Annotated in this window: 13 protein-coding genes and 1 riboswitch; of the genes, 8 read left to right on the top strand and 5 right to left on the bottom strand. The window is 68.9% G+C overall.

Features of this window, described 5'->3' with window-relative positions; translation table 11 throughout:
- Positions 1-15: 15 nt before the first annotated feature.
- The 4 genes from dxs (at position 16) to C7443_RS17380 (ending at position 5254) form a co-directional block, all read left to right on the top strand.
- Positions 16-1875: a 1-deoxy-D-xylulose-5-phosphate synthase gene (gene dxs / locus C7443_RS17395; protein WP_110019980.1), complete on the top strand. Its 1860-nt coding sequence runs from the start codon at positions 16-18 to the stop codon at positions 1873-1875.
- A 211-nt stretch (positions 1876-2086) separates the two neighbouring features.
- Positions 2087-2911 carry a GTP cyclohydrolase FolE2 gene (folE2, locus tag C7443_RS17390; RefSeq protein ID WP_110019978.1) on the top strand — a complete coding sequence of 275 codons (825 nt, stop codon included), beginning with the start codon at positions 2087-2089 and terminating at the stop codon, positions 2909-2911.
- A gap of 146 nt (positions 2912-3057) precedes the next feature.
- Entirely contained in the window at positions 3058-4350 is a 1293-nt protein-coding gene (locus C7443_RS17385; protein ID WP_110019976.1) for a cytochrome c, read from the top strand.
- A gap of 10 nt (positions 4351-4360) precedes the next feature.
- A complete protein-coding gene (locus C7443_RS17380) occupies positions 4361-5254 on the top strand; it encodes a c-type cytochrome (protein WP_170123671.1) in 894 nt (297 codons plus the stop codon).
- Positions 5255-5264: 10 nt separating this feature from the next.
- On the opposite strand, the gene C7443_RS17375 is transcribed toward C7443_RS17380, so the two are convergent.
- Complete coding sequence (locus C7443_RS17375) at positions 5265-5582, bottom strand: hypothetical protein (protein WP_110019972.1); 318 nt, start codon at positions 5580-5582, stop codon at positions 5265-5267.
- Positions 5583-5663: 81 nt separating this feature from the next.
- Positions 5664-6842: an NAD(P)/FAD-dependent oxidoreductase gene (locus C7443_RS17370; RefSeq protein WP_110019971.1), complete on the bottom strand. Its 1179-nt coding sequence runs from the start codon at positions 6840-6842 to the stop codon at positions 5664-5666.
- An 87-nt stretch (positions 6843-6929) separates the two neighbouring features.
- Here C7443_RS17370 and C7443_RS17365 point away from each other — a divergent pair, with 87 nt between their 5' ends.
- From C7443_RS17365 to C7443_RS17350, 4 genes are read left to right on the top strand one after another with little or no spacing between them, the layout of a single operon-like run.
- Positions 6930-7535, top strand: a complete 606-nt coding sequence (locus C7443_RS17365) for a helix-turn-helix domain-containing protein (protein ID WP_110019969.1) — start codon at positions 6930-6932, stop codon at positions 7533-7535.
- A gap of 24 nt (positions 7536-7559) precedes the next feature.
- Complete coding sequence (locus C7443_RS17360) at positions 7560-9224, top strand: thiamine pyrophosphate-binding protein (RefSeq protein ID WP_110019967.1); 1665 nt, start codon at positions 7560-7562, stop codon at positions 9222-9224.
- Positions 9225-9264: 40 nt separating this feature from the next.
- Complete coding sequence (gene amaB / locus C7443_RS17355) at positions 9265-10770, top strand: L-piperidine-6-carboxylate dehydrogenase (protein ID WP_110019965.1); 1506 nt, start codon at positions 9265-9267, stop codon at positions 10768-10770.
- Positions 10771-10772: 2 nt separating this feature from the next.
- Positions 10773-11102 carry a DHCW motif cupin fold protein gene (locus C7443_RS17350; RefSeq protein ID WP_110019964.1) on the top strand — a complete coding sequence of 110 codons (330 nt, stop codon included), beginning with the start codon at positions 10773-10775 and terminating at the stop codon, positions 11100-11102.
- A gap of 325 nt (positions 11103-11427) precedes the next feature.
- On the opposite strand, the gene C7443_RS17345 is transcribed toward C7443_RS17350, so the two are convergent.
- From C7443_RS17345 to ribB, 3 genes are all read right to left on the bottom strand, one after another.
- A complete protein-coding gene (locus tag C7443_RS17345) occupies positions 11428-13200 on the bottom strand; it encodes a trypsin-like peptidase domain-containing protein (RefSeq protein WP_110019962.1) in 1773 nt (590 codons plus the stop codon).
- A 221-nt stretch (positions 13201-13421) separates the two neighbouring features.
- Complete coding sequence (locus C7443_RS17340; RefSeq protein ID WP_110019960.1) at positions 13422-13889, bottom strand: YbaK/EbsC family protein; 468 nt, start codon at positions 13887-13889, stop codon at positions 13422-13424.
- A gap of 148 nt (positions 13890-14037) precedes the next feature.
- Positions 14038-14745 (bottom strand): 3,4-dihydroxy-2-butanone-4-phosphate synthase, encoded by a 708-nt coding sequence (gene ribB / locus C7443_RS17335; RefSeq protein WP_110019958.1) that lies wholly within the window; start codon positions 14743-14745, stop codon positions 14038-14040.
- A 91-nt stretch (positions 14746-14836) separates the two neighbouring features.
- Positions 14837-14980: riboswitch (FMN riboswitch) on the bottom strand.
- Between the last annotated feature and the right edge of the window lie 37 nt (positions 14981-15017).

Genomic DNA, 15017 nt, shown 5'->3' with positions numbered 1-15017 from the left:
CCCCCGGACCCAGCCATGACCGTTGCGACGCACGTCTACCCACTGCTCGACACCATCGATAGCCCGGCCGACCTGCGCCGTCTGCCCGAGAGCAGCCTGGGCGTGCTCGCCAACGAGCTGCGCGAGTTCCTGATCCAGACGGTCGCCAGGACCGGCGGCCACTTCGCCGCCAATCTCGGCACCATCGAGCTGACCATCGCGCTGCATTACGTCTTCCAGACGCCGGAGGACCGCCTGGTCTGGGACGTCGGTCACCAGAGCTATCCGCACAAGATCCTCACCGGTCGGCGCGCGGCGATGGGCATGATCCGCCGCAAGGGCGGCATCGCCGGCTTCCCCAAGCGCTGCGAGAGCCCGTACGACACCTTTGGCGTCGGCCACTCCAGCACGTCGATCAGCGCCGCGCAGGGCATGGCGATCGCCGCCGAGGCGAGCGGCAGCCAGCGCAAGGCAGTGGCGGTGATCGGCGACGGTGCGATGACCGCCGGCATGGCCTTCGAGGCGCTCAACCACGCCGGTCATCTGAAGACCGATCTGCTGGTGGTGCTCAACGACAACGAGATGTCGATTTCGCAAAACGTCGGGGCGCTGTCGAACCACCTGACCAAGCTGCTCAGCGGGCAGATCTATTCGACGGTGCGCGAGGGCAGCAAGCGCCTGCTCGCGCACATGCCCGCCTCGATCGGCGAGCTGGCCAAGCGCGCCGAGGAACACGCCAAGGGGCTGGTGACGCCCGGCACGCTGTTCGAGGAACTGGGCTTCAATTATTTCGGTCCGATCGACGGCCACGACCTGCCGACGCTGGTACGCACGCTGCGCAATCTGCGCAACCTGAAAGGTCCGCGCCTGCTGCACGTGGCCACGCGCAAGGGCAAAGGCTACAAGCTCGCCGAGAACGAGCCGATCACCTACCACGGCGTCGGCAGCTTCGACCCCGAACTCGGCCTGCCGCCGGCCAAGAGCGGCGGCGCGCCGACCTACACCCAGGTGTTCGGCGACTGGCTGTGCGACATGGCCGAGCGCGACCCGCGGCTGGTCGGCATCACGCCGGCGATGCGCGAAGGCTCGGGCATGGTGGAATTCGCCGCACGCTTCCCGCAGCGTTATTTCGACGTCGCCATCGCCGAGCAGCACGCGGTCACGCTTGCCGCCGGCATGGCCTGCGACGGGCTCAAGCCGGTGGTCGCGATCTACTCGACCTTCCTGCAGCGCGCCTACGACCAGCTGATCCACGACGTGGCGATCCAGAACCTGCCGGTGCTGTTCGCCATCGACCGTGCCGGCCTGGTCGGCCCGGACGGCCCGACCCACGCCGGCGCTTTCGACCTCAGCTACCTGCGCTGCATCCCCAATCTGGTGGTGATGGCACCGGCCGATGAGGACGAGTGCCGGCAGATGCTCTACACCGGCTTCCAGCTCGACCAGCCGGCCTGCGTGCGCTACCCGCGCGGCAAGGGACCGGGCGCGACGCCGCAGGAACAGATGAGCGCGCTGCCGATCGGCAAGGCGCAGCTGCGCCGCCGCGGCAGTGGCGACACCGCCCTGCTCGCCTTCGGTGCACTGCTCGGCGTCGCCGAAGCGGTCGGCGAACAGCTCGATGCCACCGTCGTCAACATGCGCTTCGTCAAGCCGCTCGACGAAGCCCTGATCGTCGAGCTGGCGCGCAGCCACCGCCGTCTGGTCACACTCGAAGACAATGTCGTTGCCGGCGGCGCCGGCAGTGCCGTCAATGAATGCCTGGCCGCGCACGGCATCGCCGCACACGCGCTCAACCTCGGTCTGCCGGATCGTTTCATCAACCACGGCGAGCGCAACGAACTGCTCGCCGAATGCGGACTCGATGTCGCCGGTGTCCTCGCCGCGCTACAGGACTGAGCCGCCGCGGTTTGCCGCTGGTCGCGGCGCTGCGATAGTATCCAAGGAAATTAGTTGGTTTTTTCGTCGGCGACGGATAGCCGATATCGCCTATGTGTCGGCCTGTACAGTACATCCGCCGCTCCTGTTGACCTGGCCCTCCCGCCATCACCACCCGCAGGCGCCATCATCACCCGTATCGGGTGAACCGCCTCGGCTCTGAGGCCCTTGCATGAGCAAACCCACCTCCGCCGTGAGCACTCCCGAGCTGAACCCGATTCCGGACGTGCAGAACAGCGCCGACACCCGGCGCATCCCGATCAACAAGGTCGGCATCAAAGACATCCGCCACCCGATCCGCGTGCGCGACCGCAGCGCCGGCGAGCAGCACACGATCGCCACGTTCAACATGTACGTGAACCTGCCGCACAACTTCAAAGGCACGCACATGTCGCGCTTCGTTGAGATCATCAACGGTCGCGAACGCGAGATCAGCGTCGCCTCCTTCGGCGAAATGCTGGCGGCAATGACCGCCCGCCTCGAAGCCGGCACCGGCCACATCGAGATGAGCTTCCCGTATTTCGTGAACAAGACCGCGCCGGTCTCCGGCGTCAACAGCCTGCTCGACTACGCCGTGACGCTCATCGGCGAACTGCGCGACGGCGTGGCGACGACGACCGTCAAGGTGCTGGTGCCGGTCACCAGCCTGTGCCCGTGCTCGAAGGAAATCTCGCGCTACGGCGCGCACAACCAGCGCTCGCACGTCACCGTCACCGCGCGCCTGCGCCGCTTCGTCTGGGTCGAGGAGATCATCGACCTGGTCGAAGCCGAAGCCTCCTGCCAGCTCTACGGCCTGCTCAAACGCCCGGACGAGAAATACGTCACCGAGCACGCCTACGAGAATCCGAAATTCGTCGAAGACATGGTGCGCGACATCGCCGCACGCCTGAACCGTGACGAACGCATCGGCGCCTACACCGTGGAATCCGAAAACTTCGAATCGATCCACAACCACTCGGCCTACGCCCTGATCGAATGTGACAAGGACGCCGCCTGAGGCGTCCTCATTCACCGCCGCCGCTCCCCCGTCTTCTGCTGCCCTAGGTAAAACCATCTAGCCCGCTATGCGATCGGGCCGATGGTCGGTCTGCGACTGACTCCATAGTCTTGGTGTGGTTTTCGACAGATCAGGAAGACCTCGCCATGAAGACAGCACGATGGCTGGCGGCGGCGCTCGCGGCGCTGTGCAGCAGCGCGGTGCACGCCGCGCCCGCGGACCCCTCACTGGTCGAGCGCGGTGCCTATCTGGCCCGCGTCGGCGACTGCGTGGCCTGCCACACCGCCCCCGGCCAGCCGACCTTTGCCGGCGGCCTGGCGCTCGACGTGCCCTATCTCGGCCGTATCTATTCGACCAACATCACGCCCGATCGCGAGCACGGTATCGGCAAGTACAGCTTCGAGGATTTCGACGCGGCGATGCGCCATGGCGAAACGCCGGACGGCCGGCGGCTGTACCCGGCGATGCCCTTCCCCTCCTACGCCAAGATCACGCCCGAGGACATGCGCGCGCTGTATGCCTACTTCATGCAGGGCGTGCAGCCGGTGGCGCAGGCCAATCGCGAGGACGAAGTGCCGTGGTACCTGTCGGCGCGCTGGCCGCTCGGCATCTGGGGCTACCTGTTTGCCGATGCCGAACCCTACCAGTCCGATCCGCAGCATGATGCCGCCTGGAATCGCGGCGCCTACCTGGTCGAAGGGCTCGGCCACTGCGGTGCCTGCCACACGCCACGCGGCTTCGCGCTGCAGGAAAAAGCCCTCGGCAGCACCGATGGTGCGGACTTCCTCGCCGGTTCACACGTGGGCGGCTGGTTCGCCAAGAGTCTGCGCGGCGAACCCTCGCAGGGCCTCGGCAACTGGAGCATCGAGGAAATCGTCCAGCTGCTGAAGACCGGGCGCACGCGCTCCTCGGCGGCCTTTGGCGCGATGACCGAAGTCATCGCCCACAGCACGCAGCACCTGAGCGACAACGACCTGTACGCGATGGCGCAATACCTGAAGTCGCTGCCGGCGGCCGACGGCAGCGTCGCGGCGGCCGGTACGGCCACGCTGCGCGACGACGGTACGCTGGCCGCGCTGCAGGCCGGCCAGTATCCGCGCGCCGGCGCCGCGGTGTACGTCGAGTTCTGCGCCAGCTGCCATCGCTTCGACGGCCTCGGCGCGCCGCGCATCTTCCCGGCGCTGGCCGGCAATCCCTCGCTGCTCGGCGACGACACCCGCTCGCTGATCCGCGTCGTGCTCGAAGGCGGCCGCATGGCGACCACCCAGCACGACCCGATGGCCTTCGCGATGCCCTCACTCAAGGAGCTGAACGATCAGGAGATCGCCGACGTGCTGAGCTTCGTGCGCAACAGCTGGGGCAATGCCGCGCGCCCGGTGCAGCCCGCCGAAGTCGCCGAACAGCGCCGCGCCCTGTCGGCGCTCGCCACCGCCCAGTGAGGAAGCCATCATGACCCTGCTGACCGCGCTGCCCATCCGCGCCCTGCGTAAACCGGCCCTCGCGCTGGCCACCGTCACGCTGCTGCTGGCGGTGACGCCGGCACCGGCCGACGACAGCGCCGCCCCCAAACCGACGCCGGTGCCGATGGTGGCGCCGCGCGATGCGACCATCCCGGGCGGCCCCGAAGGCGAGCTGATCCAGTACGGCCGCCGCCTGCTGACCGACACCAAGCGGCTGCTGCCGGACAAGGTCGGCTCATCGATGAACTGCACCAGCTGCCACCTCGGTGAAGGCAAGGTCGCCTACGGTTCGCCCTTCGTCGGCATCAGCCACCGTTTTCCGCAGTACAACCCGCGTGCCGGCCGCGACGTGACGCTGCAGGAGCGCGTCAACGGCTGTATGCAGCGCTCGATGAATGGCACGCCGCTGGCCAGCGATTCCCACGAAATGAAGGCGATCATCGCCTACATGGAGTGGCTGTCGAAGGACGTGCCCAGCCACGGCCAGGTCGAAGGCATGGGCATCGGCGACGTCAACAAGAAGCTCACGCCCGACCCGGTCAACGGCCAGCGCGTCTACGTCGCGCAGTGCGCCTCCTGCCACGGCGCCAACGGCGAGGGCATGAAAGACGCCGCCGGCGAGACCATCTTCCCGCCGCTGTGGGGCGAGCACGCCTTCAACATCGGCGCCGGCATGGCACGGCTGTTCAAGGCGGCGACCTTCGTCAAGCAGAACATGCCGATCGGCATCCGCCTCGACGGCCGGCTCGGTCAGGGCCAGGTGCTGAGCGATCAGGAAGCCCTCGACGTCGCCGCCTACTTCACCCAGCAGCCGCGCCCCGACTTCGCCGGCAAGGACAGGGACTGGCCGAAGGGCGGCAAGCCGAAGGACGCGCGCTACTGAGTGCGGCGGCTCAGGCGGTGAACTTCTCGCTCACCGCCAGCAGCCGCAGATCCGCCGTGCTGCAGCGGCCGGCGCTCAGCAGCGCGTTGGCAAGCAGCACGCGGCTGTCTTCGTGCAGGAACTGGCCGAGCTTTCGGCCCATGCGCGTGACCGCCTCGCGCGCCATCGCCTGAAAGACCGGCACCTCCCACAGCTCGCGCGGATCGTCGTCGTAGCCGTTGAACAGCACGATCAGCCCGGGACGGTGCGTGCGTTCGGCTTCGCCGACGACTTTGTACAGCGCCTTGGCCTTGACGGGGATGTGAACGAGCTGGACTTCGGCGCTCATCGGGACGGGCTCCATGGGGTCGGGATCGAGTGGCAGATCACGCGCTCATGCAAAGCCCGCGCCGCCCTGCCACGCGCCGAGTCAGACTACGTTGATCTCGCGCAGCGGCTGATTCTCCAGCACGCGCTGCCAGCTGAATTCGCTCAGGTCCAGGCTGCGGAAAGCGCCGTAGACGATCAGCTCGGCGAGGGCGCGACCGATCGCCGGCGACTGCTGCAGACCGTGACCGCTCAGGCCGTTGGCGAACAGCAGGCCGGCGCACTCGGGGTGGGCGCCGAGGATCAGGTTGTGGTCGAACAGGTTCATGTCGTAATGCCCGGCCCAGGCATTGCGCACCTTGACCGCCTCGAAGGCCGGAATGCGCGTGGCCAGCGTCGGCCACAGCACGTCCTCCCACAGCGGCCAGTCGACGTCGAAATCAGTGCTGTCGGGATCGTGCCCGGCGTCCGGCTGGATGCCGGCGATGAAGCCCTTGCCCTCCGGGCGCACGTAGGCGCCGTTGGGGTCGATCAGCAGCGGCAGCTTCGGCACCGCCTCGGCGCAGTCGAAATAGAACACGCAGCGCTTGCGCGCATGTACCGGCAGCTCGATGCCGGCGCTGGCGGCCAGCGCACTGGCGCCGTTGCCGGCGGCGTTGATGACGGTGCCGGCGGCGATGCAGCGGCCGTCATCGAGGCGCACGCCGCTGATCCGCCCGTCGAGGCTGAGCAGCGCACTGGCGCGGGCCTGCACGTATTCGGCACCGAGGCTGATCGCCTTGCGGCGGATCGCGCGCAGCAGGCTGTAGGCATCGAGCCAGCCCTCGCCGCTCAGGCCGAGGCTGCCGGCAACCAGGTCCTCGACGTTGAGCCAGGGAAAGCGTTCGAGCATCTGCGCCGGTGTCAGCAATACGACATCAGCGCCCTCGGCGCGCTGCACGGCGTGGTTGGCCTGCAGCACCGGCAGCCCGGCCGCGGTGGCCAGGAACAGGTAGCCGCCTTCGTGGAAGCCGGCATCGGGCTGCTCGCCATCGACCGCCAGCGTCTGCCCCATCGCCCGCACGAACTCGGTGCCGAACAGGGACATGCGGATGTTGCCGGCGGTCGAGAACTGATGGCGGATCGAGGCCGCCGACAGCGTCGTCGCCGCCTTCTGGTAACTGGCGTCCTGCTCGACGACCAGCAGCGTACCGTCGAAATCCGGGTTGGCAGCCAGGAAATACGCCGCCGAACTGCCGACCGCCGCACCGCCGACGATCACCACATCGTACTGCTCATGCACCACACACCTCCGGGGACACAGTTTCCTATCGGAAAAATCGTGCTAGATTGGAACCACAGTCCACGATCCAAGGCAAGCGCTGACGACATGGAAACCGCCTCCCGCCCCGAAACCGCGCTCGGCCAGCGCCTGCGCCAGTTACGCCAGCAGCGCGACTGGACACTGGCGCAAACCGCCGAAGCCTGCGGCGTTGCCCGCTCGACGCTGTCGAAGATCGAAAACGCGCAGATGTCGCCGACCTACGACGTGCTGCTGCGCCTGGCCGACGGCTTCGCTGTCGATGTCAGCGAGCTGTTCACGCCGGCGGCGCACGCCCTCGGCGCGGCGCGGCGCAGCCTGACCCGCGCCGGCGAAGGCCAGCCGCACCGGGCGCGCGGCTACGCCCACCGCCTGCTGTGCACCGACCTCGCCCACAAGCACATGGAACCCTTCGTCTCGCGCATCACCGTGCACCTCGACGATGCCCCCGAAGACTGGAGCCGCCACGCCGGCGAGGAATTCATCTACGTGCTGGCCGGGCATGTTCGCGTGTTCACCGAGTTCTACGCGCCGGCCGACCTCGGCCCCGGCGACGCTTATTACCTCGACAGCCGCATGGGGCATCGCGTCGTCAGCCTCAACGCCGACGATGCCGAAGTGCTGTGGGTGGCGACCCATCCACGCACCCGCGGCGAACTGATCGATCCGGCCTGACCCCGCCCCCCGGAGAGTTGCCCGATGTCCACCCTGCCCCCCCGCTCCGGCGCCCGCCTGCTGGTCGACACCCTGCTCGGCTGCGGTGCGCGCCTGGGCTTCTGCGTCCCCGGCGAGAGCTACCTCGCCGTGCTCGATGCGCTGTACGCATCACGCGAGCGCTTCCGCCTGATCACCTGCCGGCAGGAAGGCGGTGCCGCCTACATGGCCGAGGCCGCCGGCAAGCTCAGCGGCCAGCCCGGCATCTGCTTCGTCACTCGCGGCCCCGGCGCCTGCAATGCCGCGATCGGCGTGCACACCGCGCAGCAGGACTCGACACCGATGCTGCTGTTCATCGGCCAGATCGCCCGCGGCGACACTGACCGCGAAGCCTTTCAGGAAGTCGACTACCGGCAGATGTTCGGCCCGCTGGCCAAATGGGTGACGCAGATCGAATCCGCCGAGCGCGTGCCAGAGATCGTCGGCCGCGCCTGGCACGTCGCCTGTTCCGGCCGCCCCGGCCCGGTGGTGATCGCGCTGCCCGAGGACATGCTAAGCGAAAGCGCCAGCGTCGCCGACGCCCTGCCGGCGCCGCTGGCCGCGCCGCTGCTCGACGGTGAATCGCTGAACGCCGTGAGCCGCGCGCTGCTGCACGCCGAACGCCCGCTGCTGATCGCCGGCGGCAGCGTCTGGAATGCCGCCGGCCGCGCCGCGCTGCAGCGCTTCGCCGAGCGCTGGCAGCTGCCGGTCGCCGCCGGCTTTCGCCGCCAGGACCTGTTCGACAACCGCCATCCGCTCTACGCCGGCGAACTCGGCACCTCGGTCGCACCGGCACTGGCCACACGGGTCAAGGACGCCGATCTGCTGCTGGTGTTCGGCTCGCGCCTCGGCGAGATGAGCACCAACGGCTACACGCTGGTGCAGGCGCCCGTGCCGACGCAGGCGCTGATCCACATCCACCCCGATGCCGGCGAACTCAACCGCGTGTTCCGTCCGCAGCTGGCGCTGTGCACCCACCCGGCGCAGGCGGCGCTGCAGCTCGCCGGGCTCGACGCGCCGAGCGGCCTGCGCTGGAGCGCCTGGACGCAGCAGGCGCACGCCGATTACCTCGCCAATCTGCAGCCGGGCCAGCCGGTCGGCGCACTCGACATGGGCGAGGTGATGCGCGTGCTCGCCGCCGAGCTGCCGCAGGATGCGATCGTCACCACCGGCGCCGGCAATTACACCGGCTGGCCGCAGCGCTTCCACCGCTTCTCGCACTACCCGACGCAGCTGGCACCGACCAGCGGCGCGATGGGCTACGGCGTGCCGGCGGCGATCGCCGCCAAGGCCGTGCACCCGCAGCGCACGGTGGTCGGCTTTGCCGGTGACGGCTGCTTCCTGATGAACGGTCAGGAGCTGGCGACCGCCGTGCAGCACGGTCTGGCGCCGCTGCTCCTGGTCGTCGACAACGGCATGTACGGCACCATCCGCATGCATCAGGAACGTCGCTTCCCGGACCACACCATCGCCACCGCCCTCGAAAACCCGGATTTCGCGGCGCTGGCGCGCAGTTACGGCGCCTTCGGCGAGACGGTGTCGAACACCGCCGAGTTCGCCCCGGCACTCAGGCGTGCACTCGCGGCCGGGCGCCTGGCGCTGCTGCACCTGCGCATCGACCCCGAGCTGATTTCCACACGCGGCACGCTGAGCGGCCTGCGCGCGCGCTGAATCCCCTTTCCCCTCAGAGACGCCCCCTCGGAGAAGCCCGATGAAGACCACCGAACTGCTCGCCAGCCTCGGCCTCGACGCCGCCACGCTCGACGGCGGCAGCCTGCGCGTGCGCTCACCGATCGACGGCAGCACGCTCGCCTGCCTGCAGCCGCACACGCCCGCCGCCGCCGACGCGGCGATCACCCGCGCGGCGGCGGCCTTTCGCGACTGGCGCCGCGTGCCGGCGCCGCGCCGCGGCGAGCTGATCCGCCTGTTCGGCGAGGAGCTGCGCGCGCACAAGCAGGCGCTCGGCGCGCTGGTGACGCTGGAAGCCGGCAAGATCAGCGCCGAAGGCGAAGGCGAAGTGCAGGAGATGATCGACATCTGCGACTTCGCCGTCGGCCTGTCGCGCCAGCTCTACGGCCTGACCATCGCCAGCGAACGCCCCGGCCACCGCATGATGGAAACCTGGCACCCGCTCGGCGTCGTTGGCGTGATCTCGGCGTTCAATTTTCCGGTCGCGGTGTGGAGCTGGAACTTCGCGCTGGCGATCGTCTGCGGCGACAGCGTGGTGTGGAAGCCGTCGGAAAAAACCCCGCTCACCGCGCTCGCCTGCCAGAAGCTGTTCGAACGCGCGCTGGCACGCTTCGGCGCGGCCCCCGCCGGCCTCAGTGAAGTGCTGATCGGCGGCGTCGAGCTCGGCGAGCAGCTGGTCGACGATGCCCGCGTCGCGCTGCTCTCGGCGACCGGCTCGACGCGCATGGGCCGCGCCGTCGGCCCGCGTGTCGCCGCCCGCTTCGGCCGTGCCCTGCTCGAACTCGGCGGCAACAACGCCATCATCGTCGCGCCGAGCGCCGACCTCGAACTGGCGGTGCGCGGCATCCTCTTCGGCGCCGTCGGCACCGCCGGCCAGCGCTGCACGACGACGCGGCGGCTGATCGTCCACGCCAGCCTGCACGATGAGCTGCTGGCGCGGCTGCGCCGCGCCTACGCCAGCTGCCGCGTCGGCGATCCGCGCAGCAGCGGCACGCTGATCGGCCCGCTGATCGACGCCGCGGCCTTCAGCGCCATGCAGTCGGCGCTGAGCGCCGCACGCGCCGAGGGCGGCGAGGTGTTCGGCGGCGAGCGCGTCGAGGTCATCGCCGGCGCCGGGGACGCCTACTACGTGCAGCCGGCGCTGGTCGCCATGCCAGCGCAAACCGCGACCGTCTGCCACGAAACCTTCGCGCCGATCCTCTACGTGATGCGCTACAGCGACTTCGAGGAAGCCGTCGCCCTGCACAACGCCGTGCCGCAGGGCCTGAGTTCGGCTGTCTTCACCAACGATCTGCGCGAGGCCGAGGCCTTCCTCAGCGCCGCCGGCTCCGACTGCGGCATCGCCAACGTCAACATCGGCACCTCCGGCGCCGAGATCGGCGGCGCTTTCGGCGGCGAGAAGGAAACCGGCGGCGGCCGCGAATCCGGCTCCGACGCCTGGAAGAGCTACATGCGCCGCGCCACCAACACCATCAACTACTCCCGCGAGCTGCCGCTCGCACAAGGCATCCGCTTCGGCGAGGACTGAGCATGAACATCCGCAACATCCCCTTCGTCACCAGCGATCTGGCACAGGTCGAGCCCGTCGAGGTCAAGGGCGACACCGGCTACTCCCTGTGGCGCAGCCAGACCTTCGGCGACATCAACATCCACCTCGCCGAATACTCCCCCGGCTACGCCTCCGACCACTGGTGCGCCAAGGGCCACATCCTCTACGTGCTCGAAGGCACCCTGCACACCCGCCTGCAGGACGGCCGCGAATTCACGCTGACCCCCGGCATGAGCTACCAGTGCGAAGACGACAACTACCCGCACCGCTCACACACCGAGACCGGAGTGAAGTTGTTCATCGTCGATTGATGAGCGCTTGAAACGATGCAGCCCGGTCCGCACGGAAGGGAAAGTCGCGCGGGCCGGGCTATGGCGTGGAATCCGCACGCGCATGATGTCTACAGCATGCCGGGCTCGACGGCAGGCAAACGCGCAGGCCGTACCTGGCGATCAGCAACGGCGGCTGACCCGCGTTCCGTTTGCCGGGCAAAGCAAGATCCCGCAGACGGAAGCCAGGTGAGCAACCGACTTCTAACGGCACCGCGCTGTCGGCTCAGGCGCGGCACCGCCGCGATCCTGCTGCGGGACGCTGATCCGCTGCGTCATCCGGGCGCCGGCACGCGGCTGACCTGCATCAGGCCTCGACGGTAAAGCTCGCCGCCGCATCGCGGGAGATGACGAAGCGCTCGCCGGGGCGCAGCCGGTGCTCGCGGATGCGCTCGCCGCTGGCGCTGCCGAGATAGGTGCCGTTGGTCGAGCGCTCGTCGCGCAGCATCCAGGTGTCGCCTTCGCGGCCGATCCACAGGTGCTGACCGGAGACCATCGGGTGCTGCAGCACGATGCCGGCGCGCGCGCTGTCGCGACCGAGCCATAGCCCACTGGCCGGCACCGTCACCGTCTGTCCGTTCAACGGGCCGCTGTCGAAGCGCAGCCGCACGCTGTCGCCGGACAGCGATGAGGCCAGCTGTGTCGCCGCGTCGCTGAACGTCGCCCACGGCGGCGCCAGGGTTTCATCCCGCCGCGGACGACTGTTGAGCGGCATCGCGCTCGGCGCCGGTGTCTGCCGGCGGCGCAGCAGGAACACGCCGAGGCCGGCGACGAGGCCGGCCGCAAGCGCGCCGCCACCGAGCAGCCAGGGCCGCGAAGCGTCCTCGGTCACAACCGCCGGCGCCAGCGCTGCGGGGGCCGGCGCAATCAACGCCGTCGGCTGCGGCACCGGCGCGGGCGCCACCGGTACGGCCAGCGCGGGTGACAGCGCGGGTGCCGCTATCGGTGCCGGGCTCGGCAGCGGCGCTGGCGGCGGGGCGACCGCCACGTCTTCACCGCGCAGGATGCGCTCCTGCGTGTCGACCAGCAGCCGCCGCGCCTCCGGGTGATGCGGCGACAGTGTCGCCACTTCATCGAAGTACTGCTTGGCCTCGCGGTAATGCCCCTGCTCGTAGGCATCGAGACCGGCCCGCCAGCGCTGATCGACGAGGCCGGCCTCGTTGCGGGCGCCAGCGGGGGCGATGTATTCGCGGGCGACGTTGGCCGGCACGATGAAGTTGAAGCCCTGCACTTCCTGGCCGTTGACGGTATCGCCGCGGAAGGTCAGCAGGCCGATGACCTGGCCGTCGGCGTTGAGCACCGGTCCGCCGGAATTGCCGTGCGTGGCGCTGGCGTTGGTCTGCAGCACCGGGATGCCGTCGACGGTGTTCTTCTGCGCCGAAATCGTGCCGTCGTTGATGGTCGGCTCGACCATCGAACGCGCATCGAGCACATCGGAATCGGCCGCGCCGGGATAGCCGATGACATAGACGCGGTCGCCCACCCGCGCCAGCGAGGAATCGGCCAGGCTCAGCGTCGAGGCATTGCGCGTCTCGACTTTGAGGATCGCGACGTCCTTGCCGGTCAGCTGGTCGCCGCGGGAGCCGACCGGCGTGCCGTAGGCTTTGATCTCATAGCGCAGCGCACTGCCGTCCTGCAGCAGCACCTTGTTCATCTGCTCGGACACCACCAGGCGGGCGTTCTCCTGCTTGGCCCAGCGCAGCACCTTGTTGATGTTGGCGGTGGTCGGTTCGAGCTTGTTGACGCGCAGGATCTGCTGCACGAACTGGGCGAACAGGCGCTCGCGGGCGGCTTCTTCACCGGCGCGGCTCATCGACACCACGTGGGCGTTGGTCATGATGTAGCCGTCGCTGGAGATGAAAAAGCCCGAGCCGGTGCCGACCAGGCTGACCGCCTGACGGTTGCCGTTACGCAGCTGCACGTAGCCCTTGTAGCCATCGACGATGCGCACTACCGCCGGCTTGCTGCGCAGGTGCAGGCGGTAGGTGTCGGTGAAGTGCTGCGCGGCAGCCTGCGCGAGCGGCGGCAGCAGGCTGCACAGCACGGCCAGCCCGCAGAGCCATCGGAAACCGGCCCCCATATCGTCCTCCTCCCGGTGAAGCGACGGCCGGCCCCTGCCGCCCCGTCCGCGCTCACCAGATAGCGCAGATGCAAACGTGAGGGAAGCCAAGCAGCTCACACTTGTCGTGGCTCATCGGGCAGGCGTCGCAGCAGCGTGCAGCACAGCCCGCGCGGCCCCGCCGGGTTTTGCAATCGGTGCTTCAGGCCACCCGATGCCCCGGCATCAGGCGGCTGCGCGCCTTATGGCGTCGCCTGCGTGACGTCGACCCACTGCGCCCGCACCAGCTGCACCAGCCGTGCGGGCTCGATGCGCACGGCCGCGTGGATCGCGCCGGCCGCCGGCAGCACGACGTCGAATTTCTGCAGCGTGACATCGGCGAACACCCGCAGCGACTGCGGCAAACCGAACGGGCAGACGCCACCGACCGGATGGCCGGTCCACTCGATGACCTCGGCGGCGCTGAGCATCCTGGCTTTGCCGCCGAACTGATCCTTGTACTTGCGGTTGTCGATGCGGGCATCACCGCCGAGGATCAGCAGGATCACTTCGTCCCTGAGCCACAGCGACAGCGTCTTGGCGATCTGGCCGGGCGCCACACCATGCGCCGCAGCGGCCTCGCCGACGGTCGCGGTGCTGGTGCCCATTTCCAGGATTTCGATATCGGGGGCGTGTTCGGCCAGGAAGGCCTGTACGGACTGCAGACTCATGCAAACGCCGACCTGTGATGGATAACGGATGGCGTTGCTTAACCCGAGCGGCACGGGTACGGCAAGCCATCACCGCGGACGGCTTGCCGGACGATCAGCACAAGGGCGATACGCGCACTTACGCGGCGCACGCCCCCGCACGACACGCTCAGGCGGCGAGTGCGGCGCTGACGTAGCGTGCCAGATCCTCGATCGTCAGCATCGTCAGCCCCTGCTCGCGGGCAAAGTGCTCAAGCGCGGTGCCGCGCATCATCGTGCCATCGGCATTCATCAGCTCGCAGAGCACGCCGGCCGGCTCGAAACCGGCCAGCCGCGACAGCTCGACGGTGCCTTCGGTGTGGCCACGGCGGGCAAGCACGCCGCCCGGCGCGGCGCGCAGCGGGAACACATGCCCCGGCCGCACCAGATCGCTGGCTTTGGCTCCCGGCGCGGTGGCAACGCGGATCGTCGTCGTGCGATCGACAGCCGAGACGCCGGTACTGACACCCTCGCGCGCCTCGATGCTGACGGTGAAGCCGGTGCCGTTGCGGCATTCGTTGCGGGCCGCCATCGGCGGCAGCTGCAGGCGGCGGCAGGCCTCGTCGGTCAGGCACAGGCAGACGATGCCGCTGCACTCGCGGATCATCAGCGCCATCGTCGGCACATCGAGCGTGGTCGCGGCGATGACCAGATCGGCTTCGTTCTCGCGATCGGCATCATCGAGCAGGATCACCGGCCGGCCGGCGCGAATGGCGGCGACGGCACTGGCGATGCGCGCGGAGACGGCGCGCTCGGAAAGGTCGGCCAGATGATCGAGCGACTGGAACCGTTCGGCGTCGGCGGCGGTGTTGGCGGAAATGCTCAGGGAAAACGACATGAAGAAACGCTCCTCGCAAGGCTGCGAAAAAACGTTCCAGGGCTGACAAATCCATTCGGCGCACCGCGATCTGCGCGATGCGGGGACGGGCTTGCGTCTTCTTGCATCCGGACTGTGACCGTCGGCTCCGGCATTCGACCGGATCTGCTGACCCCGCACACGGTGCGGGCGCTCGCGGGCTCGGTCTTGCGACCCTACCGCCGGTGGGGACTTCCACCCCGCCCTGAAGACGTACCGATGCCGCTCACCCTGCGATGAGCGACGCCGAGCAG

This window comes from Plasticicumulans acidivorans, from assembly GCF_003182095.1.
Lineage (GTDB): Bacteria > Pseudomonadota > Gammaproteobacteria > Competibacterales > Competibacteraceae > Plasticicumulans > Plasticicumulans acidivorans.
This window is presented reverse-complemented; position numbering and strand designations above follow the sequence as displayed.